The sequence below is a fragment of the Micromonospora sp. WMMD723 genome, assembly GCF_049863385.1.
GTDB classification, from domain to species: domain Bacteria; phylum Actinomycetota; class Actinomycetes; order Mycobacteriales; family Micromonosporaceae; genus Micromonospora; species Micromonospora wenchangensis.
Genome location: NZ_JBMKNR010000001.1, coordinates 5,924,198 through 5,949,724 on the forward strand (window position 1 = coordinate 5,924,198; position 25,527 = coordinate 5,949,724).

Sequence of the window (25,527 nt, forward strand, 5' to 3'; positions counted from 1 at the left end):
GCCGGCGGTCACCTCGGGACGGACGGTCCGTCGGCGGGTCGGGGCGGCTCCGGCTGGAAGACGTCCGGTACGCCGTCGCGGTCCAGGTCGACGCTCTCGGCCTCGTGCACCCGCCGGTAGACCCGGCTACGGGCCCGCAGGATGACGCTGGCCAGCAGGGCCGACACCAGCGAACCGGCGAGCACCGCCACCTTGGCGTGGTCGTCGCGGGCGCTGCCCAGCCCGAAGGCCAGCTCCCCGATCAGCAGCGAGACGGTGAAGCCGATCCCGCCCAGCAACGCGAGCCCGAGCGCGTCGAGCCAGTTGAGGCCCTCGTCGGGGTCGGCCCGGGTGAACCGGGACGCCAGCCAGGTGGCGGTCAGGATGCCGATCGGCTTGCCGACGACCAGGCCGACGGCGATACCCACCGCGACCCGGTCGGTCAACGCGGTGGCCAGCCCGGCGAGCCCTCCCACGGTGACCCCGGCGGAGAGGAACGCGAAGACCGGCACGGCGATGCCGGCGGAGATCGGCCGTACCCGGTGCTCGAAGTGCTCGGCCAGGCCGGGTCCGGCGTCCGGGCCGCCGGCCGCGGCGCTGCGCAGCACCGGCACGGTGAAGGCGAGCAGGACGCCGGCCACGGTGGCGTGCACCCCCGATTCGTGCACCAGCACCCAGGTGAGGGCGGCCAACGGCAGCAGCAGCCACCACGAGCGGACCCGGCGCTGCACCAGCAGCCCGAACGCGGCGAGCGGCAGCAGCGCACCCAGCAGCGGGGCGACGGACAGGTCCGAGGTGTAGAAGACCGCGATGATCATGATGGCGAGCAGGTCGTCGACCACCGCCAGGGTGAGCAGGAAGGTCCGCAGGGCCGACGGCAGGAAACGGCCCACCACCGCGAGCACCGCCAGGGCGAACGCGATGTCGGTGGCGGTCGGGATGGCCCAGCCCCGGCCCGCGCCGTCGCCCGCTCCGGCGGCGATCAGGGCGTACAGGACGGCGGGCACGATCACCCCACCGACGGCCGCCGCCACCGGCACCGCCGCCCGCCGGGGGTCGCGCAGGTCACCGGCGACGAACTCGCGTTTGAGTTCCAGGCCGGCGCCGAAGAAGAACACCGCGAGCAGACCGTCGGCGGCCCAGGTCGCCACGCTCAGGTCGAGGTGCAGCGCGGCCGGGCCGACGGTGCTGTCCCGCAGCGTCTGGTACGCGCCCGACCAGGGGGAATTCGACCAGACCAGGGCGATGAGCGCCCCGCCGAGCAGCAGCGCCCCGCCGACGGTCTCCCGGCGGAGGATGGCCGAGATCCGGCTGGTCTCGCCCCAGGAGCGGCGGGCGAACAGGCTGGAGCGTCGCCGGGTGGCGTTGGTCACGGAAACTCCTCGTCGGCAGGGATCGCGTCATCCACCGCCGACCAGACTTCCCGGCACACCTGGGGTAACCCTATCCGGTACGGCGACCGACCGCCGGGTCAGCGCCGGCCCACCCGGGCCCGGTCACCCGGGGACGGCCACCGAGGCCCCGCCGCTCCCGGCCGGGCGTCGACCCGGCCGGGAGCGGAGGCGGATCAGAGGGTACGGGCCAGCCGGTCGGCGAGCAGCCGGGCGAACCGGGCCGGGTCGGCCAGGTCGCCACCCTCGGCGAGCAGCGCCGTGCCGTAGAGCAACTCGGCGGTCTCGGTCAGCCCCGCGCTGTCGTCGCCCCGCTGGTGGGCGACGCGCAGGCCGGTGACCAGCGGGTGGGTCGGGTTGAGTTCGAGGATGCGCTTGACCGGCGGCAGTTCCTGCCCCATCGCCCGGTACATCTTCTCCAGGGTCGGGGTGATGTCGTGCGCGTCGCCGACGATGCACGCGGGCGAGGTGGTCAGCCGGGAGGAGAGCCGGACCTCCTTGACCGTGTCGGCGAGCGCCCCGCCGAGGAAGGTGAGCAGTTCGGCGTACTCCTTGTTCTGCTGCTCCCGGGCGACCTCGGTGTCCTTGCGTTCCTGCTCGGTCTCCAGGTCGACCTGACCCTTGGCGATGGAGCGCAGCGGCTTGCCGTCGAACTGGCCGACCCGCTCCACCCACACCTCGTCGACCGGGTCGGTGAGCAGCAGCACCTCGAAACCCTTGGCCCGGAACGCCTCCAGGTGCGGCGAGTTCTCCAGCATGGTGCGGTTCTCGCCGGTGGCGTAGTAGATCTCGGTCTGGCCGTCCTTCATCCGCTCCACGTACCCGCCCAGCGTGGTGGGCTCGGTGTCGTGGTGGGTCGAGGCCACCGACAGCAGTTCGAGGATGGTCTCGGTGTTGTCCGGGTCCTCCAGCAGACCCTCCTTGACCACCCGGCCGAACTCGCCCCAGAAGGTGGCGAACTTCTCCGGGTTGCCGGTGCGCATGTCCTTGACCGTGGCGAGCACCTTGCGGACCAGCCGGCGGCGGACGATCTGGATCTGCCGGTCCTGCTGCAGGATCTCCCGGGAGATGTTCAGCGACAGGTCGTGGGCGTCCACCACGCCCTTGACGAAGCGCAGGTAGTTCGGCATCAGCGCGGCGCAGTCGTCCATCACGAACACCCGCTTGACGTACAGCTGCACCCCGCGCCGGCCGTCGGCCTGGTACAGGTCGTACGGCGCGTGCGCGGGCAGGAACAGCAGCGCCTCGTACTCGAAGGTGCCCTCCCCGCGCATGTGGATGGTCTCCAGCGGGTCGGTCCAGTCGTGGCTGACGTGCCGGTAGAAGTCCCGGTACTCCTCCTCGGCGACCTCGTCGCGCGGTCGCGCCCAGAGCGCCTTGCGGGAGTTGAGGGTCTCCTCGGTGGGTTCGCCGCCGTCGACGCCCGGCACGGTGGTGCGGATCGGCCAGGCGATGAAGTCCGAGTACCGCTTGACGATCTGCCGGACCGTGGCGAGGTCGGCGTAGTCGTGCAGGTTGTCCTCGTCGTCGGCGGGCTTGAGGTGCACGGTGACCGAGGTGCCCTGCGGGGCGTCGTCGACGGTCTCCACCACGTACGTGCCCTCGCCGCTGGACTCCCAGCGGGTGCCCTCGGCCTGCCCGGCCCGCCGGGTCAGCAGGGTGACCCGGTCGGCGACCATGAACGTCGAGTAGAACCCGACACCGAACTGGCCGATCAGCTCACCGCCGGCGGTCTCCTTCGACTCCTTGAGCTTGCGCAACAGCTCGGCGGTGCCGGAGCGGGCGATGGTGCCGATCAGCGAGACGACGTCCTCGCGGGACATGCCGATGCCGTTGTCCCGCACCGTCAGGGTCCGGGCCTGCGGGTCGGCGACCAACTCGATGTGCAGGTCAGAGGTGTCGACGTCGAGGTCGGAGTCGACCAGCGACTCCAGCCGGAGCTTGTCCAACGCGTCGGAGGCGTTGGAGATCAGCTCGCGCAGGAAGACGTCCTTGTGCGAGTAGATGGAATGCACCATCAGTTGCAGCAGCTGGCGTGTCTCCGCCTGGAACTCCAGCGTCTCGGTCCGACTGCTCACACCAACCTCCTCGTACGGGTGGGCCAGATCCGCGCAACAGGATACGAGGTGCCGTGGCGGCCCGGTCACGCCCGGTCGTCGTCCCGACGAACCAGCAGGCTGGCCTGCGGGGTGCGTTCCATGGCACCGGCGAACTCCTGCGGCGCCCGGCACATCCGGGCCTGCTCGGGCAGTCCGGCGGCGCTCAGCAGCGCGGCCACGTGGTCCGGGCGGCGGCGACGGAAGGCCAGCGCCACCGGGTGGCCCCACGCCTCGGTGTAGCGGACCGTCTCGTCGCCGACCTGGAAGGCGAGCAGGGCGTGCCCGCCGGGGGCGAGGACCCGGTGGAACTCGGCGAACACCCGGGGCAGCCACTCGTCGGGCACGTGGATGACGCTGTACCAGGCGACCAGCCCGGCCAGCACGCCGTCGGCCACCGGCAGGTCCAGCATGGACGCCTCGACGAAGCGCAGGTCGGGATGGGCCAGCCGGCCCTGCGCCAGCATGCCCGGGGACAGGTCGAGGCCGGTGACGGCCAGTCCGAGGTCGCGCAGGTGACCGGTGATCCGCCCGGGGCCGCAGCCGACCTCCAGCACCGGCCCGCCCCCGCCGGTCAGCACGGTCTCGGCGAACGCGGCGAGCATGGCCCGCTCGACCGGGCGGGCGGCCAGCTCACCACGGTTGCGGGTGGTGTACTCGGCGGCCATCGTGTCGTAGGAGGCGCGGGTCTCGGCGAGGAAGTCGGCGTCGGTCACGGCCGCGCACCCTACCGGCCGGGCGGCTGCGCGCGGGGTCAGCGGGTGGTCGCCGGGCGGGTGACGTCGTGCACGTGGTGCACCACGTCGTGCAGGAAGTAGACGGCGAAGCGGCCCACGGTGAACACCGAACCGTTGCTGCGCCGGCCCGGCCGGGCCCACTGCCCAGGCGTGACGGCGTCGAACGCGGCGGCGGTCGACTCGGCCTGTTCGGCGAGTTCCCCGGCCACCCGGGCCGGTGACTGGTGGAAGTAGTCGTCCTCGACGGCGGTGGCGTCCTGGTCCCAGTTGGGGAAGACCGGGTCGTCCTCGTCGAGCATCAGCGCCAACCGACCCCGGAAGATCCGGCAGGTGTCCCGCACGTGGCAGGCGTACTCCACCGGCGACCAGACGGTCGGCGCGGGCCGCCGGGTCGCGTCGGGTCGGGACAGCACCTCCCGCCAGACCGGGACGGTGGCCCGCAGCCGCCCCCCGGTGGTCTCGGCCCGCTGCGGCACGAAACCGCACTCGGCGCACCCGCCGTCGATGACGCCGGTCCAGTCCCGGTCCTCCGGCACGATCGCCGCCCACTCCGACATGCGGCGATCCTGCCACGCGGATGCCGGGTCGGCACCGGCGGTAGGGTGTACGCCGCTGGCAGATCCGGACGGAGGTGGTCGTCGTGGCACGGGACGCGGAGCGCACGCTGGTCGCCGTCAACAGGAAGGCCCGGCACGACTACACCGTCCTGAAGGCGTACGAGGCGGGCATCGTGCTGGTCGGCACCGAGGTGAAGTCGCTGCGCGAGAAGCGGGTGTCGCTGGTCGACGCGTTCGCCCAGGAACGCGACGGCGAGATCATGCTGTACGGCCTGCACATCGCGGAGTACGGCTTCGGCACCTGGACCAACCACCAGCCCCGGCGGACCCGCAAGCTGCTGCTGCACCGGGTGGAGATCGCCCGCATCCTGGAGAAGCTGCGTGACCCGGGGGTGACCCTGGTGCCGCTGTCGATGTACTTCAGCAACGGCTGGGCCAAGGTCGAGGTCGGGCTGGCCCGGGGCCGCCGCTCGTACGACAAGCGTCAGGTGCTCGCCGAACGCGACGCGAACCGGGAGATCGCCAGGGAGTTGGGCCGCCGGCTCAAGGGTCGGCGACCGGCCGGGGAGGGTCGCCGGGCGGGCTGACCCCGCTCGACGTCCGCCGGGTGCCCTGCGGCTCAGCCGGGGGCGTGGTCGTCCGGCGCGGCGGTGTCGGCGGTGCCCGGGGCGCTGGCGAGCACGATCGCGGCGGCCACGGTGGTCAGGGTGGCCAGGACCGCCCAGGGCAACCAGCCGGCGCGGACGCCGTCGCCGAGCAGCAGCACCCCGGCGACCGAGGGGACGACGATCTCGACCGCCCAGAGCACGGCGGTGACCGGCCCGACCTGCCCGTGGCGCAGCGCGTGCGCGTAGAGGATCGTCCCGGCCACCCCGGAGATGACCAGTCCCCAGGTGACCGGCTCCCGCAGCAGGGCCCAGGCCGCCGCGCCGGGGTGGCCCAGCGGGTCGGATGGCGGGGTGAGCGCCCGCGCGCACAGCGCGGTGATGCCCCAGGCGAGACCGGCGAGGGTGGCGGCGACGATCGGCCGGGCGACCCGCAGGGCGGCGAGACCGGCGATCGCGGTCAGCACCGCCGCGCCGGCCAGGCCGGCCCGCAGCGCCGTGGACGCGGTGACCGGCGGTTCGGGGCCGGCGGCCAGCGAGATGACGGTGAGGGCGGCGACGGTGAGCAGGATCGCCCCGGTGTCCCGGCGGCGCAGTCGCGCGCCGAGCACGGTCCGGGCGACGACCACGGTGACGGCCAGCGAGCCGGCGGTGACCGACTGGACCGCGTACACGGGCAGTTTCTGGAGGGCGACCAGGGAGGCCAGCCAGGCCAGTGTGTCGCAGGCCAGGCCGGCGAGGTAGAGCGGGTGGCCGAGGGCGCGCAGGGTGCTGGCCCCGCGTCGCGCCCCGACGGCCTGCAGGACCGAGCCGACGCCGTAGCCGAACGCCGCGCCGAGGGCGAAGGTCAGCGCCAGACCGGACGTCACGGCCCGCCCCCGGCCCCGGCCTGGTCGGACGCCCCTGGCCCGGTGGACGCCGCCGGCCCGGTGGACGCCGCCGGCCCGGTGGACGCCGCCGGCCCGGTGGACGCCGCCGGCCCGGTTGCGTTGGTCACCGCCGGCTGGGTTGCGGTGGTCACCGCCGGCTGGGTTGCGGTGGTCACCGTCGGCTCGGTCATCGGCACCGCCCCTGTTCCTGGTCCCGGCCGGGTCCGCGTCAGCCGTCGCTCCGTCGCATTCTCCCCGCCGCGTCCGCGCGCCGCAGCGCGTGGCCGCCACGGCGCGCCACCGCAATACACAAGACTTCTTGTACTTCATGTCTTGTGCTTCTAGGGTGGGCACATGACGGAGAAACCCGACCGGCACCTGTCGGACCCCCGGGCGATGCGCGCGCTGGCCCACCCGACCCGCTTGCGACTGCTCGGCGAGCTGCGGGTGCGGGGCCCGCGCACCGTGGGCATGCTCAGCGACGCCATCGACGAGGCGGTCGGCTCGGTCAGCTACCACCTGGGCAAGCTGGCCGAGCACGGCTTCGTCGAGGAGGCCCCCGAGCACGCCCGCGACCGCCGGGAACGCTGGTGGCGGGCGACACACGCCCGGACGTCCTGGGAGCCGGTCGAGATGCTGGCCGACCCGGAACGCCGGACCGCGTCCGACCTGCTGCGCCGCGCCGTGCTCGACCGGTACGCCGAACGCCTCGGCCACTACCTCGACGTCGAGGCGACCCTCGACCCGCAGTGGGTGCGCGGCACCGCCAGCGCCGACTCCTGGCTGCACCTGACCAGCGACGAGCTGATCGAGCTGCGCGCCGACCTGGAGACGTTGGCCGCCCGCTGGCAGGCCCGCAGCGATCCCGCCCGGCCGGGGGCCGAGACGGTGACGTTGATGTACCACGCCTTCCGGGACCCGCGGTGACGCCGCGTCGCCGTACCCCGCTGGTCGGCCTGCTGGTCGGTCACACGGTCTCGCTCACCGGCAACATGCTCACCCTGATCGCGCTGCCGCTCTACGTGCTCGCCACCACCGGGTCGCCCGCCGCGACCGGCCTGACCGGGGCGGCAGCCACCGTGCCGGTGGTGCTCGGCGGCGCGCTCGGCGGGGTGCTGGTGGACCGGATCGGCTACCGGCGGGCCAGTGTCCTGGCCGACGTGGTCTCCGGGCTGACGGTGGCGGCCGTGCCGCTGCTCGATGCCACCGTCGGCCTGCCGTTCTGGGCGCTGCTCGGGCTGGTGTTCGCCAGCGGCCTGCTCGACACCCCCGGACAGACCGCCCGCAACGCCCTGCTGCCGGAGGCTGCCGCGGCCGCCGGGGTGCCCCTGGAACGGGCCGTCGGCTGGTACGAGGCCAGCGAGCGGGGCGCCCGGCTGATCGGCGCCCCGGTGGCCGGCCTGCTCGTCGCCACCCTCGGCGCGCTCCCCGTGCTGGCCCTGGACGCCGCCACCTTCGCGGTCTCGGCGCTGGTCGTGGCGCTGCTGGTGCCCCGGTCGCTGCGCCCGGCCACGCCGACCGACCCGACCGGCGGCGGCTACTGGCGGGAGTTCGCCGCCGGGGTGCGGTTCCTGACCCGGGAGCCGCTGCTGCGGGCGGTGGTGCTGCTGGTGCTGGTGACCAACTTCTTCGACGCGACCAAGAGCAACGTGCTGCTGCCGGTGGTGGCCGACCGGGAACTCGGCGGGGCCACCGCGTTCGGCCTGCTGGTCGGCGCGATGGGCGGCGGCGCGCTGGTCGGGTCGCTGCTGTTCAGCGCGGTCGGGCACCGGCTGCCCCGCCGGGCCACCTTCGTCACCGCCTTCGCCGTCGCCGGTGCGCCACCCTTCTGGGCGCTGGCCGCCGCGCCACCGGTGCCCTGGATCGTCACGGTCTTCGCCCTGTCCGGCTTCGCCGCCGGGGCGATCAACCCGCTGCTCGGCGCGGTGGAGCTGGAACGGGTGCCGGCCCACCTGCGGGCCCGGGTGTTCGGGGTCATCGGGGCCGGCTGCTGGGCCGGCATCCCGCTGGGCGCGCTCGCCGCCGGGGTGGCCGTCGACGGCTTCGGCACCACGCCCGTCCTGCTCACCGTGGGCGGCTGCTACCTGCTGGTGGTGCTCACCCCGCTGCTCGGCGGCCCGTGGCGCACACTACACCGACCAGACACCCCCGATCGCCCGGCACGAACCCCCGCACCGGTCAGCTGACCGTCCCCGGCCCCGTCCCCCAGCCCCGCTCCCTGCTCCCGACCCCGCTCCCTGCTCCCGGCCCCGCTCCCTGTTCCGGGTGATCAAGAGGTTTGCGTCAACGTGAAGATCGAAGTTGACGCAAACCTCTTGATCAATTGACGCAAACTTCTTGATCACCGGGGCGAGGTGGACCGGGGCAGGGTGGGGTGCGGCCAAGGCGCGGCGGGGGTGGGCAGGGCGCGGTGGGGGTGGGGCGCGACGCGTCTGGCGGCGGGCGTGCCGGCATGGCGCGAGTGGGGACCGACCCGGGCGTCGGGCCGCAAGCAGGCAAGACCGGAGGCAGGCAAGACCGGAGGCAGGCCAGGCCGCAAGCAGGCCAGGCCGGAGGCAGGCCAGGCCGGAGGCAGGCCAGGCCGGAGGCAGGCCAGGCCGGAGGCAGGTCGGGCCGGAGGTCAGTCGCGGTGTAGGTCGGCGTGGGCGGCGCGGAGGCGGTCCACGGCCGGATCGGTGCCGGGCGGGACGTGCCGGTCGAGTGCGGCCCAGACCTCGGCGAGGGCGTCGGTCACGGCCCGCAGCTCGGCGGCGTGCCGCAGGGCACCCTGCCGGTGCGACTCCTCCAGCCGGCGGGCCCAACCCGCCGTCACCGTGGCGAGGCGTTCACCGTCGGCGCGGGCCTGGGCGGCGCTGCGGGCGGCGGAGGCCGGCACGATCGCGGCGACCGGCCGGGGGTCGCCGTCGCGGGTGACCAGGGTGACCGTGTCGGTCAGCTCGGCCATCGCGATCAGCTGGGTCAGCCGGGTACGCAGCTCGCGCAGCGGCACGGATCGCGGTTGACCACTGTGGTGGGACAGCGCGGGGGCAGCCATGTCCCCATGGTCCGCCCCGGGTACGACATTTACCGTCATGACGGTCCGGGTGGGGCGGACGGGCCGCCCCACCCGGGTCGGTCAGCTCGCCTGCAACGTCACGTCGTCGATGACGAAGCTGGTCTGCAACGAGGAGTCCTCGGTGCCGGTGAACTTCAGGGTCACCGTCTGCCCGGCGTACGCGCCCACGTCGAACGAGCGCAGCGTGTAGCCGCTGGCCTTGTTGAGGTTCGAGTACGTCGCCAGCGTGGTGCTGCCGACCTGGACCACCAGCTTGTCGTACGCGACGGTGGTGGTCCGCTCGGCGGTGTCGATGTGCAGGTAGAAGGCGAGGGTGTAGGAGGAGCAGCCGGCCGGCACGGTCACCGACTGGGACAGCGTGTCGGTGCTGGTGCTGCCGTTGCCGTTGAGCCACGCCTTGTAGGAGCCGGTGCGGGCCGGCTGGCTGGACGAGTTGGTGATGACGCCGGTGGTGGCCGTCCACGGGCTGGTGCCGGACTCGAAGCCGCCGTTGCCGACGACCTGCCCGCCGGTGCAGCTCCCGGTGCCGCCGGTGACGGTCAGGGTGTAGCTGGCCGTCCGGGTGGCCGAGCCGGTGCCGGTCACGGTCAGCGTGAAGGTGCCGAGGCTGGCGCTCGACGACGCGCTGACCGTCATGGTGGCCGAGCCGCCGGAGGTGACCGACGACGGGCTGAACGCGACGCTCACGCCGCTGGGCGCGCCGGAGGCCGACAGCGCGACGGTCTGGGCGCTGCCGCTGGTGGTGGCGGTGCTGACCGTGGCGGTGGTGGAGCCGCCCCGGGCGACGCCACCCGAGGTCGGGCTGACCGCGACCGAGAAGTCGTTGGTCGGGGTGCCGCCGCCGACCGCGAGGTCCCAGATGGCGTACGCGACGCCGTCGGCGCTGCGGTTGAGCCCGGTGGCGTTGATGTTGCTGGTGGTGTCGCAGGACGAGTGGTAGCACGGGTCGTACGCGGCGTTGGCGGTGCCGCCCCACTTGCTGGCCTGGGAGCTGGTCTTGCGGGCGCTGGCCCCCATCGCATAGCCCGAGGTGGGGATGCCGGCCTGCTGGAACGAGTAGTCGTCGGAGCGGCCCTGGCCCTCGGTGTTCTCCTCCGGCGACAGCCCGAGGGAGTCCCAGTACGCCTTGAGCGGCGCGGCGGTGGTGGAGGTGACCCGGTTGATGAAGTAGCCGCCGTTGGTCGAGGCGACCATGTCGAAGTTGTAGTACCCCTTGATGTAGCCCTTCTGGGCGGTGGTCAGGGAGTTGACGTAGAACTTGGAGCCCTGCAGGCCCTGCTCCTCGCCGTTCCACCAGGCGAACCGGACCCGCTTGGTCATGGTCGGGCTCTGCTGGGCCAGCACCAGGGCGTTCTCCAGCAGCACCGACGAGCCGGAGCCGTTGTCGTTGATGCCCGGTCCGGCGGCGACGCCGTCGAGGTGCGCGCCGAACATGACCACGTCGTCGGCGGGGCCCTGCGGCCACTCGGCGATCACGTTGTTGCCCCGGTAGGTGCAGGTGGTGCAGGTCTGCTCGGTGACCGTGTAGCCGGCGGCCTGGAGCTTGGACTTCACGTACGCGACCGAGGCGGTGTAGCCGGCCGAGCCGGCCCTGCGGTTGCCGCCGTTGCTGGTGGCGATGCTCTGGAACTGGGCCAGGTGCGCCTGGACGTTGGCGACCTGGACGTCCGGCGCGGCGAGCGCGGCGACGGCCGGCGCGGCGGTGGCCGGCCGGGCGGTCGGGGTGGCCGCGGCCGGTGGCGCGGCCAGGGCGAGCGTCACCGCGGTGACGGCGGCGATCGCCAGGGTTCTGCGCTTCATGCGAGCTCCTCATGGGGGTCGGCGGGGCATCCGCCCAGGCGTCACCGTCCCGTCTGTCGGAGGCGACCGGGGGTGGACGGGAGACCCGCGATCCGGGGGTGGGATCGCGGCGGAAACGCCGGGGAAGCAAACACTGACATGTATCAATCTGCGGGTCAATGCGTCGGACGGTGTCACATTCGCGGACGCCGGGGGTGACGACGCCGGGCACCGGTCGGGACGGGGTCGGCGCGGGGTGTAGACAACGAGCGTATACGCGGTGTGTATAGTCGGCCGCATGTCCATCGGCCAGACTTTCCTCGGCCTGCTGGAGGCGACCCCCCGGCACGGCTACGACATCAAACGGCGCTACGACGAACACTTCGGCCACTCCCGCCCGGTCGCCTACGGCCAGGTCTACGCGACCCTGTCCCGGCTGCTGCGCGGCGGCCTGGTCGAGGTGGAGGCGGTCGAGCCCGGTGAGGGCCCCGACCGCAAGCGGTACGCCATCACCGAGGCGGGCGTCGCCGACGTGGCGCAGTGGCTGGCCCGCCCGGAACAGCCCGAGCCCTACCTGCAGAGCGTGCTCTACACCAAGGTCGTGCTCGCCCTGCTCACCGGCCGCGAGGCGGCCGAACTTCTCGACGTGCAGCGCGCCGAGCACCTGCGCCTGATGCGGGAGCTGACCCGGCGCAAGCGCGGCGGCGATTTCGCCGAACAGTTGATCTGCGACCACGCGCTCTTCCACCTGGAGGCCGATTTGCGCTGGCTGGAACTGACCACCGCCCGGCTCGACGAGCTGGCCGCGCGGGTGCGCGCATGAGCGCCCCGCTGCTGGTCGCCGAGGGCCTGCACCGCAGCTTCGGCGAGACCGTGGCACTTGTCGACGCCGGGCTGCGCATCGACGAGGGCGAGGTGGTGGCGGTGCTCGGCTCGTCCGGCTCCGGCAAGTCCACCCTGCTGCACTGCCTGGCCGGGATCGTCCGCCCCGACCGGGGCCGGGTCGTCTTCGACGGCCGGGACCTGGTGACGATGAGCGACGCCCAGCGCAGCGCCCTGCGCCGGGAGGCCTTCGGGTTCGTCTTCCAGTTCGGCCAGCTGGTGCCCGAGCTGACCTGCCTGGAGAACGTCGCCCTGCCGCTGCGGCTGGCCCGCGTCCCCCGCCGCGAGGCCGAGCAGCGGGCCGGGCAGTGGCTGGAACGGCTGGAGGTCACCGAGGTGGCCGGCAAGCGCCCCGGCGAGGTCTCCGGCGGCCAGGGGCAACGCGTCGCCGTCGCCCGCGCGCTGGTCACCCGCCCCCGGGTGATCTTCGCCGACGAACCGACCGGCGCGCTGGACTCGCTCAACGGCGAACGGGTCATGCGGCTGCTCACCGAGGCCGCCCGGGACACCGGGGCGGCGGTGGTCCTGGTCACCCACGAGGCACGGGTGGCCGCGTACTCCGACCGGGAGGTCGTGGTGCGCGACGGACGGACCCGGAACCTGGAGGTCGCGGCGTGACCGGCCGGGGCGCGCTCGCGGACCTGGCGATGGGCGCCCGGATGGCCGTCACCGGCGGCCGGGAGGGCTGGACCAGGGCGCTGCTCACCGCCGTCGGCGTCGGCATCGGGGTGGCCATGCTGCTGCTGGCCACCGCCGTGCCCGGTGCGCTCGACGCCCGGCAGGCGCGCGGCGACGCCCGCGACGACCTGCGGTTCGGCGAACAGATCGCGGCCGGGCCCGGCACCCTGCTGGTCCACGCGCTGGACACCGAGTTCCGGGGCCGGCCGGTGCGGGGCCGGCTGCTGCGGCCGGAGGGTCCGGCCGCGCCCGTCCCGCCGGGGCTGACCGCCCTGCCCGCCCCCGGTGAGGTGGTCGTCTCCCCCGCCCTGCGCCGACTGCTCGACTCCCCCGACGGCGCGCTGTTCGCCCCCCGGCTGGGCGGCGCGAAGGTCACCGGGACCATCGCCGACGAGGGCCTCGCCGGCCCCAACGAACTGGCCTACTACCAGGGTGACGACCGGTTGTCCGACACGTCCGGGGCGACCCGGCTGGACAGCTTCGGCGGCGGGCTGCCCGGCGAGGGGCTCGGCCCGGTGCTGATGCTGCTGGTGGCGATCATCTTCGTGGTGCTGCTGCTGCCCATCGCGGTGTTCCTCGGCTCCGCCGTGCGCTACGGCGGTGAGCGACGCGACCGGCGGCTCGCCGCACTGCGCCTGGTCGGCGCGGACACCACCATGGTCCGGCGGATCGCCGCCGGAGAGGCCGCCGCCGGTGCCCTGCTCGGGGTCGTCGTCGGCATCGGGTTCCTGCTCGCCGGTCGCCAACTGGTCCCGCTGGTCACCCTCTACGACATCAGCGTGTACGCCGCCGACATCCAGCCGCCCACCGCGCTGCTGCTGGCCGTCGTGCTGGCCGTGCCGGCACTGGCCGTGCTGGTGGCGATGCTGGCGTTGCGCGCGGTCGTGGTGGAGCCGCTCGGGGTCGCCCGGCGCAGCACCCCGGTCCGCCGCCGGCTCTGGTGGCGGCTGCTGCTGCCCGCCGTCGGCCTGGCCCTGCTCCTGCCCGTGGCCGGTCTGCGCGAGGGCGACGGCGGGGTCACCCGCTGGGTGGTGCCGGCCGGCGCGGTGCTGCTGCTGATCGGCACGGTCACCGTACTGCCCTGGCTGACCGACCTGCTGGTCCGACGACTGCGCGGCGGCCCGGTGTCCTGGCAGCTGGCGGTCCGTCGGGTGCAGCTCGACAGCGCCACCTCCGCCCGGCTGGTCAACGGCATCGCCGTCGCCGTCGCCGGCACCATCGGCCTGCAGATGCTCTTCGCCGGGATCTCCGGTGACTTCACCACCGCCAGCGGGCAGGACACCTCCCGGGCGCAGGTGCAGGTGCAGTTCCAGAACCAGCCGGACCTGACCCGGGTGCTGCGGCAGCTCGGCGGGGCCGACGGGGTGACCGCCGCGACCGGCACCCTCAGCTCCGGGGCCAACGTCGGCGCGCCGGACGGCCCACCGGTGGAGATCCGGGTCGGCGACTGCGCCGCGCTGGCCGAGTTCGCCAACCTCGACCGGTGCGTGGACGGGGACACGTTCCTGGTGTCCGATCCGGGTGACCCGGCGGTCGTCCCCGCCGGCACGACGCTGACCGTCGAGGACGGGTCACGGTGGCGGGTGCCCACGACGGCGCGGCCCGCGACAGCCCGACCCGACCCGGCCGGCTGGCTGCAGAACGCGGTGCTGGTGACCCCCGGTGCGGTCGACTCGCGGACCCTCGGTCCGCTGCGCTCGACCATCTACCTCCAGCTCGACCCGGCCGCCCCCGACGCGGTCGAACACGTCCGTAACGCCGTCGCCGCGATCGACCTCACCACGCCGGTGTCGGTGCTGTCCTCGACCATCGTGTCGCCCCGGTTCGCCGACATCCAGCGCGGCCTGGCCATCGGCGCGGTCGTCACCCTGCTGCTGATCGCCACCAGCATGCTGGTCGGCACGCTGGAGCAGCTACGGGAACGCCGCCGCCTGCTGGCCATGCTGGTGGCGGTGGGCACCCGACGCAGCACCCTCGGCTGGTCCGTGCTGTGGCAGACCGCCCTGCCGGTCGGGGTGGGGCTGGTGCTGGCGGTCGGCTTCGGGCTCGGCCTCGGCGCGGCCCTGCTGCGGATGGTGCAGGCCCCCGTCACGGTCGCCTGGCCGGTGGTCGGCTTCTCGGTCGGGCTCGGCGCGCTGACCGTCCTGGCGATCAGCGGGCTGAGCATGCCGCTGCTGTGGCGGCTCACCCGCGCCGACGGGCTGCGTACCGAATGACCCCTGCGGTCCGGGTCGGCGACCGCGCCGACCCGGACCGGGTCGCGGTCGGACCGGCGTCGATTCGCGATCGTAGAGGCCAGGATGTGGCACCTACCACGGGCAGAATGAGAGCCATGCCGACCACGTCCGCCCGACTGCTCGCCCTGCTGTCGCTGTTGCAGAGCCGTCGGGACTGGCCCGGCGGGGTGCTGGCCGAACGCCTCGGCATCAGCCTGCGGACCGTGCGCCGCGACGTCGACCGGCTGCGGGAACTCGGCTACCCGGTCGCCGCCGTCAAGGGCCCCGACGGGGGTTACCGGCTCGACGCCGGCACCGAACTGCCACCCCTGCTGTTCGACGACGACCAGGCCGTCGCCCTCACCGTCGCGCTCCAGGTCGCGGCGACCGGCGCGGACGGTGCGCTGGCGGACGCCGCCGCACGGGCGCTGCAGACCGTACGGCAGGTGCTGCCCACCCGGCTGCGGCAGCGGGTCGGGGCGCTGCGCGTGACCGCCGTCGCCCGGCCCGCCACCGCACCGGCTGCGCCGGTCGACGGCGGGGTGCTGCTGGCGCTCAGCGCCGCCGTGCAGGCCCGCGAGATCCTGCGCTTCGACTACGGGCCCGACAGCGCCGACGGGCCGGCCCGGCACGCCGAACCGCACCACGTCGTCATCTGGGACGGCAGGTGGTACCTCGTCGCCTGGGACCTCGACCGGGCCGACTGGCGGACCTTCCGCGTCGACCGGATCACCCTGCGCCCGCCCCACGGGCCGCGCTTCACCCCGAGAGCCCTGCCCGGCGGGGACGTCGCCACGTACCTCACCGGGGTGTTCCGGGGGTCGGGCGGCGGATCGGTGGACTGGCCGTGCCGGGGCACCGTGCTCCTCGACCTGCCCGCGGCGACCGTGGCCCGGTACACCCGCGACGGCCTCGTGGAGGAGGTCGCCCCCGACCGGTGCCGGCTCACCCTCGGGTCGTGGTCCTGGGTGAGCCTCGCCGCCGCCGTCGCCCGGTACGACGCCGCGGTCACCGTCGTCGGCCCGCCGCCGCTCACCGACGCGTTCGCGCTGCTGGCCGACCGGTTCGCCCGCACCGCCACCGGTGGTGCCGCCGCCGGGCCACGGTCAGGTCAGCAGCGGGAGCGCGGCGAAGGTGTGTTCCCGCCACAGCAACCGTGAGGTCTCCTCCGGGTACGCGACGACCGCCGGCCGCTCGTCGAAGACGCGCGTGCCGCGTCCCGCGTCGTACGCCGGCCACCCGGGGTCGCCGGTCGCGGCGAACGCCGTCCACGCCCCGCGGAGCTGCCCGGACAGCTCGTGCGCCGCCGGGGTGGGCGGATCACCGATCAGCATGGCGGGTTGACCGCTGGTCAGGTTGCCGAAGACCAGCGGCACGTCCAGACCGTGACAGGCACCGAGGCCACCGCCCAGGCCCGGCGCCGGCCAGGTCAGCTCGTAGAGGTGCGCCCGGCCGCCACCGGCGAGCTGCGCCTCGGCCAGGTGCAGGCTCGGCATCCGGAACAGCCAGTCGGCGTTGACCAGCTCGTACAGCTGCTCGTCGGTGGCGTCGGGGAACGCCTCCCGGTAGCGGCGGGCACCGTCCGGGCCCGGGGCCAGCATCCTCAGCGCCGTCCCGCTCTGCTCGGGCGTGACCTGGCCGAGCACGCCGTCGAGCAGGCTGAACAGCCGGTGCTCGTCGCGGGTGTGCCCGACGAGCAGGTCGACGTCGCGGGCGGCACCGTCGGCCAGCGCCCGCCACGGGGTCGCCGGCAGCACGTCGCCGTCGACGACCGGCGCGAACGGGATCGGCCGGTGGGTGATCTGTCCCCACCGTTCCCGCCACCCGACGATCCCGGCGGAGATCGCCTGCACCACGGCCGGCAGCCGGTCCGCAGCGACCGTCGACAGGTCGGCCAGGGTCGGTCGTACCCCCAGCTCGGCGGCGCAGGCGGCGGTGACGTCGGCGGCCAGCCCGGGCGAGAGGAACGTCCCCGGGACGCTCTGCGCGACCGCCCGCCGGAACAGCCCGGCGGCGCGCGGCACGGCCAGCAGCGCGGCGACCGAGCCGCCGCCGGCCGACTGCCCGAAGACCGTCACCCGGTCGGGGTCGCCGCCGAAGGCGCGGATGTTGTCCCGCACCCACTCCAGGGCGGCGACCTGGTCGAGCAGCCCCCGGTTGGCCGGCGCCCCGTCGAGCTGCCCGAATCCCTCGAAGCCGAGGCGGTAGTTGAGCGTCACCACCACGGTTCCGCCGGCGGCGAGGTGCCCGCCGTCGTACTCCGGGAGGCCGGAACAGCCGACGAGGTAGCCGCCGCCGGGAATCCACACCAGCACCGGCAGCCCCGCCGCCGGGTCCAGGTCCGGCGTCCAGACGTTGAGCGTCAGCCAGTCGTCGCCGGTCCCCCGCGGGGACGTCCCGAACGCGCCGGGCTGCGGGGGCGGCGGACCGAAGGCGAGCGCCTGACGTACGCCGTCCCAACCGCGCACCGGCTGCGGCGCGGCGAACCGGAGGTCACCGACCGGCGGTTCGGCGTACGAGATGCCCCGGAACACCGCCCGGCCGGCCTCCCGGCGGCCGCGCACGACACCTGACACGGTACGGACTTCCGGCTCGGACTCCGACGGCATGCTGGCCCCTCCCCCGCTCCCGGTCGGCCGCAGCATCCCAACGCCCGCCGACCACCGGCAAACCATTTAGGGCCGGTGAACGAGGTCGATCAGGTTGAACACTCAGGTCAGGTCGTCGAGGAGCCGGACGACGTGCTGGCGGATCTCGTCGCGGACCTCGCGGACGACGGGTAGCGGCTGGCCGGCGGGGTCGGTGAGTTTCCAGTCCTCGTAGCGTGTGCCGGGGAAGACGGGGCAGGTGTCGCCGCAGCCCATCGTGATGATCACGTCGCTGGCCTCGGCGGTGTCCCAGTCGAGGATCTTCGGCTGTTCGCCCGCGATGTCGATGCCGACCTCGCGCATGGCTTCGACCGCGACGGGGTTGACGTGTTCGGCGGGTGCGGAGCCGGCGGAGCGGACCTCGACGGCGTCCCCGGCGAGGTGGCGCAGCCAGCCGGCGGCCATCTGGGAACGGCCGGCGTTGTGGACGCAGACGAACAGCACCGATGGCATGGTGTGCCGGGTGGGGGTGCTCATGGGTGGACCTCTTCCGGTGCGGCGGCGGTCAGGTGACGGTGGGGCTGCGGCGTTCGATGAGGACGACGTCGCGCCACCGGTCGTGGTGGCGGCCGAGGCGTTCGCGGACGCCGACGGTGCGGAAGCCGCAGGCGTGGTGCAGGGCGAGGCTGGCGGTGTTCTCGGGGAAGACCCCGGACTGGATGGTCCAGATGCCGGCCTGTTCGGTGGAGTCGATGAGTCGGTGGAGCAGGAGCCGGCCGACGCCCCGGCCCCGCGCGTCGGGGTGGACGTAGACGGAGTGCTCCACGACCCCGGCGTAGACGCACCGGTCGGACACCGGGGTGCACGCGACCCAGCCGAGCACACGGTCGGCAGCCGTGTGGTCGAGGGCGACCCAGCGGTGTCCGGGCAGGCGGGTGGCGGTGAACCGGGCCCAGGTGGGTGGCTCGGCCTCGAAGGTGGCGTCGCCGGTGGCGATCCCGTGCCGGTAGATGTCGAGCACCGCCGGGGCGTGCTCGTCGGTCATCGGCACGAGATCGGGTCGGGGCGACCGGACGCCGGTCATGAGGCGGCCCGTTCCGGCTGCGCCGGTGCCAGCTCGACCGCCGCCGCGTCCCGCCGTCGAACGGTCGGATACCACCAGGTGATCGCGGCGACCGCGACCCCGACGGCGGCGAGCTGCGCGGCAACGAACCCGGCCGCCGAGGTGGGGGCGATGCCGGCGAAGGTGTCGGTGAACATGCGGCCGATCGTGACGGCCGGGTTGGCGAACGAGGTGGAGGCGGTGAACCAGTACGCGCCGCCGATCCACGCCCCGACCGCCGCCGGAGCGAAGTCGGTCCGGCGGGCCCGGGTGAGGGCGGCGATCAGCAGCAGGAGCCCGGCGGTCGCGACGACCTCGGCCAACCACAGTCCGCTCCCGTCCCGCCGGTGGGTGGAGACCGTGACGGCGGGCAACCCGAACATCAGGTGCGCGAGCACCGTGCCGCCGACCGCACCGAGCACCTGCGCCACGACGTACGCGCCGAGGTCACGGGTCGACAGCCCGGTTCCCGTACGGCGGGTCTGCCACCAGTCGGCGAGTGACACGACGGGGTTGAGGTGGGCACCGGACACCGGGCCGAAGATGAGAATCAGCGCGCCGAGGGCGAACGCGGTGGCGATGCTGTTCTCCAGCAGTTGCAGCCCCACGTCGCCCGGCGACAGGCGGGTGGCGGCGATCCCGGAGCCGACCACGGCGGTGACGAGCAGGCCGGTGCCGACCAGTTCCGCCGACGCCCGACGCAGCACGGCGTGCGGCGGGTCGGGCGTCACCGGGTCGACCCGGTCGAGGCGGCGGCAGCCGAGACGTCCAGGAGCTGGGACAGGGCGGCGAGGCGGGCCGGGACGATCCAGTAGTAGACCCAGGTGCCCCGGCGCTGGCAGTCGATCAACCCGGCCTCGCGCAGCACCTTCAGGTGGTGGGAGATCGTCGGGCCGGTCAGGGTGAACGCGTCGGTCAGCTCGCACACGCACACCTCGCCGCCGGCCCGCGCGGCGATCAGGGACAGCAGCCGCAGGCGTACCGGATCACCGAGGGCCTTGAAGCCGCGCGCCAGAGCGGCGGCGGCGTCCTCCGTCAGGGCCTCGGTGACCATCGGCGCGCAGCAGGCCGACGGGTCGGCGAGGACCGGCAGTTCTTGTCTCGACACCCGTCTAGTTTGACAAGCATCGAACCAGAGTGCAATTCTCTGCCTAGACAGCCATCTAAACAACAGGAGGTGTGGGATGTCCCGCGTCCAGCTCGCCCTGCGCGTCTCCGACCTGGAAGGGTCGATCGCGTTCTACTCGAAGCTGTTCGGCACCGAGCCGGCCAAGCGGCGGCCCGGCTACGCCAACTTCGCCATCGCCGAGCCCCCGCTGAAGCTGGTCCTGCTCGAAGGAACCCCGGACCAGGCCACCGCGATCGACCACCTCGGCGTCGAGGTGTTCGACGGCGCGCAGGTCACCGCCGCCACCGACCGGCTCACCGAGGCCGGGCTGATCACCCTGACCGAGAACGACACCTCCTGCTGCTACGCCGTGCAGGACAAGGTCTGGGTTCGCGGACCCGGCGACGAGCGCTGGGAGGTGTACGTGGTCAAGGGCGACTCCGACCAGTACGGCACCTCCGCGCCGACCCCGCCCGCAGCCGCCGACGAACGCGTGTGCTGCGAAACCACGTCCGGCAGCTGACGCCTGGCGGCTACACCGGGGGGCGGGGTGAGCCAGGTCGGCGACGGGTGGTGGGCAGGCGGCGGCTCAGTTCGCCGTAAGCGGGTCTGAGGCATACCCCTGCTCCACGCACAACGCCGCCTTGGGGTAGCGGGCAACCACCTTCCCGCCGTCACGCTGGGGGTCGGCCAGGCCCACCGTCACACACCTGCCGAAATCGGTGCCGACACCGTGCACCGTCACCCCACGGTGCTGCCAGAACGCCTGGTCGTCCCGAACTTTGGCGGCCCATTCCTCAAGCTTCGCCGCCGAGTACGTGGCATCGACGAAGTCGACCAGCACCGCCGGCACCAAGGCGCGTACCGCCGCGTCCATACCGGCGGTCGGCACGCGGTAGACCAGCATGCGCCCGCCCGGCAAGTCCAGGGCCACGCCGGCGTACGCGGCTGGCCACCGGTCTGGGGCAACCTCATCCACCCGATTGCTGGCGTCCATCAGCGCCTCCTGACCTGGCCAGTACGACTGCTCCGGTGCGGGCGACGAGGGTATCGGCTGCGGCGCGGCCTGCGCGGTGACGGTGCCGCAGGCGGCGAGCACGGCAAGCAGCGGCGCAACGAGCAGCACAGGCAGACGATATTGCATGGTCGGACCTCCTCTGGGGCACGGCGAGCTGCGCCATTCGGACGCTACGGGTATAACGATCCGGTCAGTGGCGAGACTCACTCCCTCCCCGGTTGGATTCCTCAGGACCCTTCGAGCACGGGGCTTCGGCGCACGATGTGTCGGGGTACCGTCCGACGAGGTGGCAGCCGGTTAAGGCTGCCTGGCCTCGTGATCTTGGAGCGGCACTATGGCCTCGTCCGTCGATCCGCGATTTGGCGCAACTCTGCGTGAGTTCCGGCAGCGGCGAGGTTTGTCGCTTCGCTCCCTGGGACAGCTTGCTCATCGGAGCAAGAGTCATCTGCACGAGTTGGAGGCGGGGCTCAAGGCTCCGACGATCGACACAGCCCGCCACCTGGACCGGGTCCTCGACGCGGGGGGCGTGCTTGCGCGGTTGGTGGATGAGCCCATCGACCACGCCGCCGAGGCCGGCGAGCTGCGGGCAAGGATCGCCGCCAGCGATGTCAGCAGGGACGTGCTCGATCGGATCGAGCAGGGCGTTGACGATCTGGCCAGCTCGTATCCGACGATGACCCCGGCGGATCTGTTGCCGTTGGTGCGGCGGCAGCTCTCGTACGTGGGGCGGCTGCTGGACGGACGGGTGACGCTTGCGCAGCAGCGGCGGTTGTTGGTGGCCGGTGGCTGGCTGACGGTGCTGCGGGCGACAGTGCACATCGACCTGAGGCAACGGACTGCTGCGGTCGCCCACCTACGAGCCGCTCGTGATCTTGCCGAACATGCCGAACATGCCGAGATCCGGGCATGGTGCCTCGAAACCCGAGCCTGGGACGTGTTGATCCAAGGCGACTACCGGGCGGCACTCGATCTCTCCCGTCAAGCGCAGCGGATCGCTCCGAAGGGGAGTTCCGCCCGCATTCAGGCGACTGCTCAGGAGGCCCGCGCGTGGGCACGGATCGGCGATGTCGGCGCGACCCGGCGAGCGTTGGACCGGGTGGAACGACTGACGGCGAATCTGCCCGTTCCTGAGCGGGCCGAGCACCACTATCGCTACGACCCCGCCAAGGCCGCCGCCTACACGGCCACGACGTTGGCGTGGGCGGGTGACCCCGGTGCCGAGCAGGTGGCGCGGACGGTGCTGACCGAGTTGGACCCGCACGGCGACGGAGGAGCACGGCCCCGCCGGTCGGCGTCGGCCCGCCTCGACCTCGGTCTCGCCCTGGTCGCCGCCGGCCAGTCGGACGAGGCGGCTGCGCTGGGGACGCAGGCGGTGACGTCCGGCCGGGTGGTGCCGTCGAACTGGTGGCGGGCTACGGAGTTGCTGGTCAAGGTAGAGCAGTCGGGAGCACCAGAGGCGGCAACATTGCGTGACGCGTGCCTGGAATACGCACCCAGGCGGTAGCCGCCAGCGGACAGAACACCCGGTTAGCGGACGCTCACCCTCTGGATCGGCGGCAAGCTGGGCATAACGCTGAACCTCACTGAAGCCGGACGCGGGACGAGGCACATCAACAGATGTCCTCCGCGTCCTGACGACGGAGGGTCGGCAACATGACGATGAGTATCGGACTTCGGCGATGGCGGCGCATCTGCCGGTGTGGAGCCGACCTGCCCTGCCATGCCCGGCACCGGCTTCCGATCGAGCACGGCCACCGGCCCGGGGACGGTGAGCGGTGACCAGCAGTGCGGAGCAGATGGTCCTCCCGGTTCACCCTCACGGGCTCGACGGCTCGTGCGTCGGGTGCCGGGTGCGATGGGCGCGGTTGTCCCCGCACCCGTGCTGGCAGGTGGAGTGGGCGACCAGCCGGCAGGCCCGCGCGAGCGGATGGCCGAGCGGGGCGGCATCAAGGGGCGACGAGGAGAGCTGCGGCCCGCTGGTCGAGTTGCTTCGCGAACGCAGGCAGGCGTGGGCCGAAGCTGCTGAGCCGGGTACGTATGTTCTTCACGGCCACGGTGGCCCGGCCGGACCGGACGCCGACCATCGAGTCCAGGGCGTCGTTCCAGCTCTCGGTCGCCTCGCGGAGCCGTCCGCGTACACATTGGACGTCGGCGAGGTTGGCCAACGTCAGGGTGTGGATCCGCCGGTACGCGTCGGTATCGCGGGTGGCGACCGAGCGGCGCAGCTCGGTTTCCGCAGCGGGAAGGTCACCCAGGTCGCGAAGCGCCTGGCCTGCCTGACTCGCCAGCGAGGTCGTGGTGAAACCGCTGGTCTGAATCCAGGTCGGCTCGTCGCCCGGGGCCGCCTTCGCGAGGTGGACCTCGGCGGCCCGAAGCGCCGCCGACGTCTTGGCCCGGTCGCCCGTCGCGGCGTGCCCCCGGGCGGTGAGAACGGTGAAGAGCGCGGTCGCCGCCGGGGTCGCCCTTCCCCTCGACCAGGCGAGGGCCGAGGTGGCGAGTTGCAACGCCTCCGCACCGTGTCCCAGGTCGACAGCCTGATGCGCCATCGCCCGAAGCGTGAAACCGGCCAACGCCCGATCGTCCGCCTCGTTGGCCAGCCGCAGCGACTGGAGGTAGTACCGCTGGGCCACCCCGTGCAGGGACGAATCGAACGCCTTCCAGCCCGCAAGATAGGTCAACTCGGCGGCGGCACTGAACATGGCCCGACGATCCTGGTCGGACGCGAAGGTGCCCTGGAGGTAGCCGGCCACGTCGGAGGTGAGGTACTGGACCACGGCGAGCCGCGCATGCCCGCCGCCGAACCGCTCGTCGGCCCTGCTGAACACCGCGAGCATGTCGCGCACGGCGTCGATCTCGCGGCGGCCCACCGCCGCGCCCCCGCCCCGCGCCCGTCGACCCCGCTCCGCGATGTCCTCCCAGGAGTCCAGCGGGACGGCAAGCGCAGCCAGTGAGTACAGGGCGGTGAATCCGAACGCCCGTCGTTCCACGTCGGCTCTCCCGAGCGTCAGGAGATCAGTGGCCGGGTCGCGCCTCCACCAATCCAGGCCGGTCAGATCAGGTTCCAGGCTATCGCCGACGACAAGCCCGAGATCGGCCGGACCGACGATCCGGCCCAACCGACGGGAGAACGCTTCGGCCAGGTAGCGGGAGGTCATCTCGGTGGGCTTCACTCCGGCGATCCAGTGCCCCACGTGGGAACGGTCACAGGACGGGAGCGCGCCACCGTTCTCCAGCGCGACGGCACGTACCGCTGCCGCACAGGCGTCGTACGACCACCGGCACTCGCGAACGAGCGCCAGCAGTCTTTCGTTGCGTCGCCGTAATGCCATCGGTGGCCTTCCCCGTTGCACTGCGTTCCACGCGTTCAACACCAACGCTGCCCGGCGCGGCTTCCGAGCACCCCGGCATCACCGTTAACTGCGAGTAGACCCTAGGGGACAGCGAGTGACAGGCGCAATGGTCACCCCACCTCCCGACCGGCGCGGCAGAAAGTGAGAGCGCAGATGATGTCCCAGGCCCTGTCGGTCCTTTTCGGGGGGTTGGTGCCGGGCTTCCTGCTCGGGTTGCTCGCGTTCCGGGTCAAGTCCCGGTGGTGTCCCCGCTGCGGCGGGTCCACCCACACCACGCCCGTGTCGGGGCACGACCGGTGACCGGTCCCGGCCGGCAGCGCACCGGAAACGAGCCGGCGATCGGCCGCCGGATGGCCGAGCTACGGGCGCGGCGGGGCATGAGCCAGCAGGTCTTCGCCGACCGGATCGGCAAGTCGAAGAGCTGGGTCGACAAGGTCGAACGGGGGGTGCGTACCCTCGACCGGCTCTCCGTCATCGACACCGTGGCCGGCGCGCTCGGCGTCGCACCGCAACTCCTGCTCGCCGGGCGGACGCCGCCGGCACCGGTCACCGACGTCGGTGCCGCCGTGGAACGGGTCAGGTCGGCGCTGGCCCGCCACGACCCACCGGCGTCCACCCCGGCCGGACCGCTGCTGCGGCAGCTCGACGACCAGGCCGGGTACGCCTGGGCGGCGTACCGCAACGGACAGCACCCCCAGGTGCTGCGGATGCTGCCCGACCTGCTCGCCGACAGCCGGCACGCCGGCCACACCGGCCCGATGGACCCGCCCGTCCTCGACCTGCTGGTGCGAGTGCACCGGCTCACCGCCCAGACGCTGGTCAAGCTCGGCGACGCCCACCTGGCCTGGCTGGCCGCCGACCGGGCCATGATCACCGCCACCCGTGGTGACCAGGTGCGGATCGGTCGCGCGGCGGTGACCCTGGCGCAGGTGCTCCGGGCGCTGCGGCGGGGCCGGCTGGCCAGGACCGCCGCGCTCACCGCCGTACGCCAGCTCGACCCGGCGGCGGCGCAGGGCGACCCGCCGGCGCTGGCCCTGACCGGGGCGCTGCTGATCGAAGCCGCCCTCGCCGCCGCCAGCTACGGCGACGCCGCCACCGCCCACGACCTGACCGAGCGCGCCGCCCTGCTCGCCACCGCCGACGAGCCGCCCGACCCGGACGGCATCACGTTCGGCCCGACCAGCGTCGACCTCGCCCGCGCCCTGGTCGCCACCCAGCTCGGCGACCACCACCGGGCCGTCGACCTGCACCGCCGGGCCACCGGACACGACGGCTGGCGACAGCTCCCCGCCGAACACCGCGCCGCCCACCTCATCGACATCACCCGCAGCCACCTCGACCTGGGCGACCCCGACGCCGCCGGGCGGGCCCTGCTCACCGCCGACCGGACCGCCCCCGGTGAGACCCGCACCCGCCCCGCCGCCCGCGCCGCCCTGACCGCCGTGCTCCGCGCGGGCCCCACCCCGGCAGACGTCGCCCGCCTCGCCGCCACCATCGGGCTGGCCCGCCCCTGACCG

At 73.4% G+C, this 25,527-nt stretch carries 24 protein-coding genes and 1 pseudogene; 10 read left to right on the forward strand and 15 right to left on the reverse strand.

Annotated features, from left to right (window positions below; translation table 11 throughout):
• Positions 1 to 8: 8 nt before the first annotated feature.
• The 4 genes from nhaA to ACN261_RS25745 form a co-directional block, all read right to left on the reverse strand.
• The gene (nhaA, locus tag ACN261_RS25730; protein ID WP_425852590.1) at positions 9 to 1,352 is read right to left on the reverse strand and encodes a Na+/H+ antiporter NhaA; all 1,344 of its coding nucleotides are present in this window, start codon (positions 1,350 to 1,352) and stop codon (positions 9 to 11) included.
• Positions 1,353 to 1,546: 194 nt separating this feature from the next.
• On the reverse strand, positions 1,547 to 3,448 hold the full coding sequence (gene htpG / locus ACN261_RS25735) for a molecular chaperone HtpG (RefSeq protein ID WP_421482238.1): 1,902 nt from the start codon (positions 3,446 to 3,448) through the stop codon (positions 1,547 to 1,549).
• Between the two features lie 65 nt (positions 3,449 to 3,513).
• Positions 3,514 to 4,182 (reverse strand): class I SAM-dependent DNA methyltransferase, encoded by a 669-nt coding sequence (locus tag ACN261_RS25740; RefSeq protein ID WP_421482239.1) that lies wholly within the window; start codon positions 4,180 to 4,182, stop codon positions 3,514 to 3,516.
• 38 nt (positions 4,183 to 4,220) lie between these two features.
• On the reverse strand, positions 4,221 to 4,760 hold the full coding sequence (locus ACN261_RS25745) for a DinB family protein (RefSeq protein ID WP_421482240.1): 540 nt from the start codon (positions 4,758 to 4,760) through the stop codon (positions 4,221 to 4,223).
• 83 nt (positions 4,761 to 4,843) lie between these two features.
• Between ACN261_RS25745 and smpB the strand changes: the two genes are divergently transcribed.
• Positions 4,844 to 5,347 (forward strand): SsrA-binding protein SmpB, encoded by a 504-nt coding sequence (smpB, locus tag ACN261_RS25750; protein ID WP_421482241.1) that lies wholly within the window; start codon positions 4,844 to 4,846, stop codon positions 5,345 to 5,347.
• A 32-nt stretch (positions 5,348 to 5,379) separates the two neighbouring features.
• On the opposite strand, the gene ACN261_RS25755 is transcribed toward smpB, so the two are convergent.
• Complete coding sequence (locus ACN261_RS25755) at positions 5,380 to 6,234, reverse strand: hypothetical protein (protein WP_421482242.1); 855 nt, start codon at positions 6,232 to 6,234, stop codon at positions 5,380 to 5,382.
• Complete coding sequence (locus tag ACN261_RS25760) at positions 6,231 to 6,425, reverse strand: hypothetical protein (protein WP_425852593.1); 195 nt, start codon at positions 6,423 to 6,425, stop codon at positions 6,231 to 6,233. The genes ACN261_RS25755 and ACN261_RS25760 overlap by 4 nt, the downstream gene beginning before the upstream one ends.
• Positions 6,426 to 6,588: 163 nt before the next feature.
• On the opposite strand from ACN261_RS25760, the gene ACN261_RS25765 reads away from it, so the two are divergent.
• Positions 6,589 to 7,161, forward strand: a complete 573-nt coding sequence (locus tag ACN261_RS25765) for a helix-turn-helix domain-containing protein (protein ID WP_421482244.1) — start codon at positions 6,589 to 6,591, stop codon at positions 7,159 to 7,161.
• Positions 7,158 to 8,420, forward strand: a complete 1,263-nt coding sequence (locus ACN261_RS25770; protein WP_421482245.1) for an MFS transporter — start codon at positions 7,158 to 7,160, stop codon at positions 8,418 to 8,420. Before ACN261_RS25765 ends, ACN261_RS25770 begins: the two co-directional genes overlap by 4 nt.
• 434 nt (positions 8,421 to 8,854) lie before the next feature.
• On the opposite strand, the gene ACN261_RS25775 is transcribed toward ACN261_RS25770, so the two are convergent.
• Both ACN261_RS25775 and ACN261_RS25780 read right to left on the reverse strand, forming a co-directional pair.
• The gene (locus ACN261_RS25775; RefSeq protein WP_425852596.1) at positions 8,855 to 9,268 is read right to left on the reverse strand and encodes a type II toxin-antitoxin system Phd/YefM family antitoxin; all 414 of its coding nucleotides are present in this window, start codon (positions 9,266 to 9,268) and stop codon (positions 8,855 to 8,857) included.
• A gap of 81 nt (positions 9,269 to 9,349) precedes the next feature.
• Positions 9,350 to 11,089, reverse strand: a complete 1,740-nt coding sequence (locus ACN261_RS25780; RefSeq protein ID WP_421482247.1) for a M28 family peptidase — start codon at positions 11,087 to 11,089, stop codon at positions 9,350 to 9,352.
• Positions 11,090 to 11,366: 277 nt separating this feature from the next.
• Here ACN261_RS25780 and ACN261_RS25785 point away from each other — a divergent pair, with 277 nt between their 5' ends.
• The 4 genes from ACN261_RS25785 (at position 11,367) to ACN261_RS25800 (ending at position 16,004) form a co-directional block, all read left to right on the forward strand.
• Positions 11,367 to 11,891: a PadR family transcriptional regulator gene (locus tag ACN261_RS25785; protein ID WP_204928520.1), complete on the forward strand. Its 525-nt coding sequence runs from the start codon at positions 11,367 to 11,369 to the stop codon at positions 11,889 to 11,891.
• Entirely contained in the window at positions 11,888 to 12,568 is a 681-nt protein-coding gene (locus ACN261_RS25790; protein ID WP_421482248.1) for an ABC transporter ATP-binding protein, read from the forward strand. Before ACN261_RS25785 ends, ACN261_RS25790 begins: the two co-directional genes overlap by 4 nt.
• Positions 12,565 to 14,844 carry an FtsX-like permease family protein gene (locus tag ACN261_RS25795; RefSeq protein WP_425852599.1) on the forward strand — a complete coding sequence of 760 codons (2,280 nt, stop codon included), beginning with the start codon at positions 12,565 to 12,567 and terminating at the stop codon, positions 14,842 to 14,844. Before ACN261_RS25790 ends, ACN261_RS25795 begins: the two co-directional genes overlap by 4 nt.
• Before the next feature lie 116 nt (positions 14,845 to 14,960).
• Complete coding sequence (locus ACN261_RS25800; RefSeq protein ID WP_425852601.1) at positions 14,961 to 16,004, forward strand: helix-turn-helix transcriptional regulator; 1,044 nt, start codon at positions 14,961 to 14,963, stop codon at positions 16,002 to 16,004.
• Here the strand turns inward: ACN261_RS25800 and ACN261_RS25805 are convergent.
• The 5 genes and pseudogenes from ACN261_RS25805 to ACN261_RS25825 all read right to left on the reverse strand — a co-directional run bounded on the left by ACN261_RS25805 (position 15,951) and on the right by ACN261_RS25825 (position 19,642).
• Positions 15,951 to 17,489 (reverse strand): carboxylesterase/lipase family protein, encoded by a 1,539-nt coding sequence (locus ACN261_RS25805; RefSeq protein ID WP_425852602.1) that lies wholly within the window; start codon positions 17,487 to 17,489, stop codon positions 15,951 to 15,953. The two genes, ACN261_RS25800 and ACN261_RS25805, sit on opposite strands and share 54 nt — an antisense overlap.
• A 66-nt stretch (positions 17,490 to 17,555) precedes the next feature.
• On the reverse strand, positions 17,556 to 17,969 hold the full coding sequence (locus tag ACN261_RS25810; RefSeq protein WP_425852604.1) for an arsenate reductase ArsC: 414 nt from the start codon (positions 17,967 to 17,969) through the stop codon (positions 17,556 to 17,558).
• Between the two features lie 28 nt (positions 17,970 to 17,997).
• On the reverse strand, positions 17,998 to 18,477 hold the full coding sequence (locus tag ACN261_RS25815; RefSeq protein ID WP_425852606.1) for a GNAT family N-acetyltransferase: 480 nt from the start codon (positions 18,475 to 18,477) through the stop codon (positions 17,998 to 18,000).
• Positions 18,478 to 18,530: 53 nt separating this feature from the next.
• Positions 18,531 to 19,265: pseudogene (locus ACN261_RS25820) on the reverse strand (aquaporin); the annotation flags it as partial.
• Positions 19,262 to 19,642, reverse strand: coding sequence for an ArsR/SmtB family transcription factor (locus ACN261_RS25825; RefSeq protein WP_425852608.1), 381 nt, complete (start codon positions 19,640 to 19,642; stop codon positions 19,262 to 19,264). The gene ACN261_RS25825 and the pseudogene ACN261_RS25820, both read right to left, overlap by 4 nt.
• Before the next feature lie 76 nt (positions 19,643 to 19,718).
• Here ACN261_RS25825 and ACN261_RS25830 point away from each other — a divergent pair, with 76 nt between their 5' ends.
• Positions 19,719 to 20,165 (forward strand): ArsI/CadI family heavy metal resistance metalloenzyme, encoded by a 447-nt coding sequence (locus ACN261_RS25830; RefSeq protein WP_421482254.1) that lies wholly within the window; start codon positions 19,719 to 19,721, stop codon positions 20,163 to 20,165.
• A gap of 66 nt (positions 20,166 to 20,231) precedes the next feature.
• Here ACN261_RS25830 and ACN261_RS25835 read toward each other — a convergent pair whose 3' ends face one another.
• Positions 20,232 to 20,786, reverse strand: a complete 555-nt coding sequence (locus ACN261_RS25835) for a hypothetical protein (protein ID WP_421482255.1) — start codon at positions 20,784 to 20,786, stop codon at positions 20,232 to 20,234.
• Positions 20,787 to 20,994: 208 nt separating this feature from the next.
• Here ACN261_RS25835 and ACN261_RS25840 point away from each other — a divergent pair, with 208 nt between their 5' ends.
• Positions 20,995 to 22,164 (forward strand): helix-turn-helix domain-containing protein, encoded by a 1,170-nt coding sequence (locus ACN261_RS25840; RefSeq protein ID WP_425852611.1) that lies wholly within the window; start codon positions 20,995 to 20,997, stop codon positions 22,162 to 22,164.
• A 442-nt stretch (positions 22,165 to 22,606) separates the two neighbouring features.
• On the opposite strand, the gene ACN261_RS25845 is transcribed toward ACN261_RS25840, so the two are convergent.
• Positions 22,607 to 23,989 carry a Tat pathway signal protein gene (locus ACN261_RS25845; protein ID WP_425853678.1) on the reverse strand — a complete coding sequence of 461 codons (1,383 nt, stop codon included), beginning with the start codon at positions 23,987 to 23,989 and terminating at the stop codon, positions 22,607 to 22,609.
• 317 nt (positions 23,990 to 24,306) lie between these two features.
• On the opposite strand from ACN261_RS25845, the gene ACN261_RS25850 reads away from it, so the two are divergent.
• Positions 24,307 to 25,524 (forward strand): helix-turn-helix domain-containing protein, encoded by a 1,218-nt coding sequence (locus tag ACN261_RS25850; RefSeq protein WP_421488298.1) that lies wholly within the window; start codon positions 24,307 to 24,309, stop codon positions 25,522 to 25,524.
• Positions 25,525 to 25,527 lie beyond the last annotated feature (3 nt).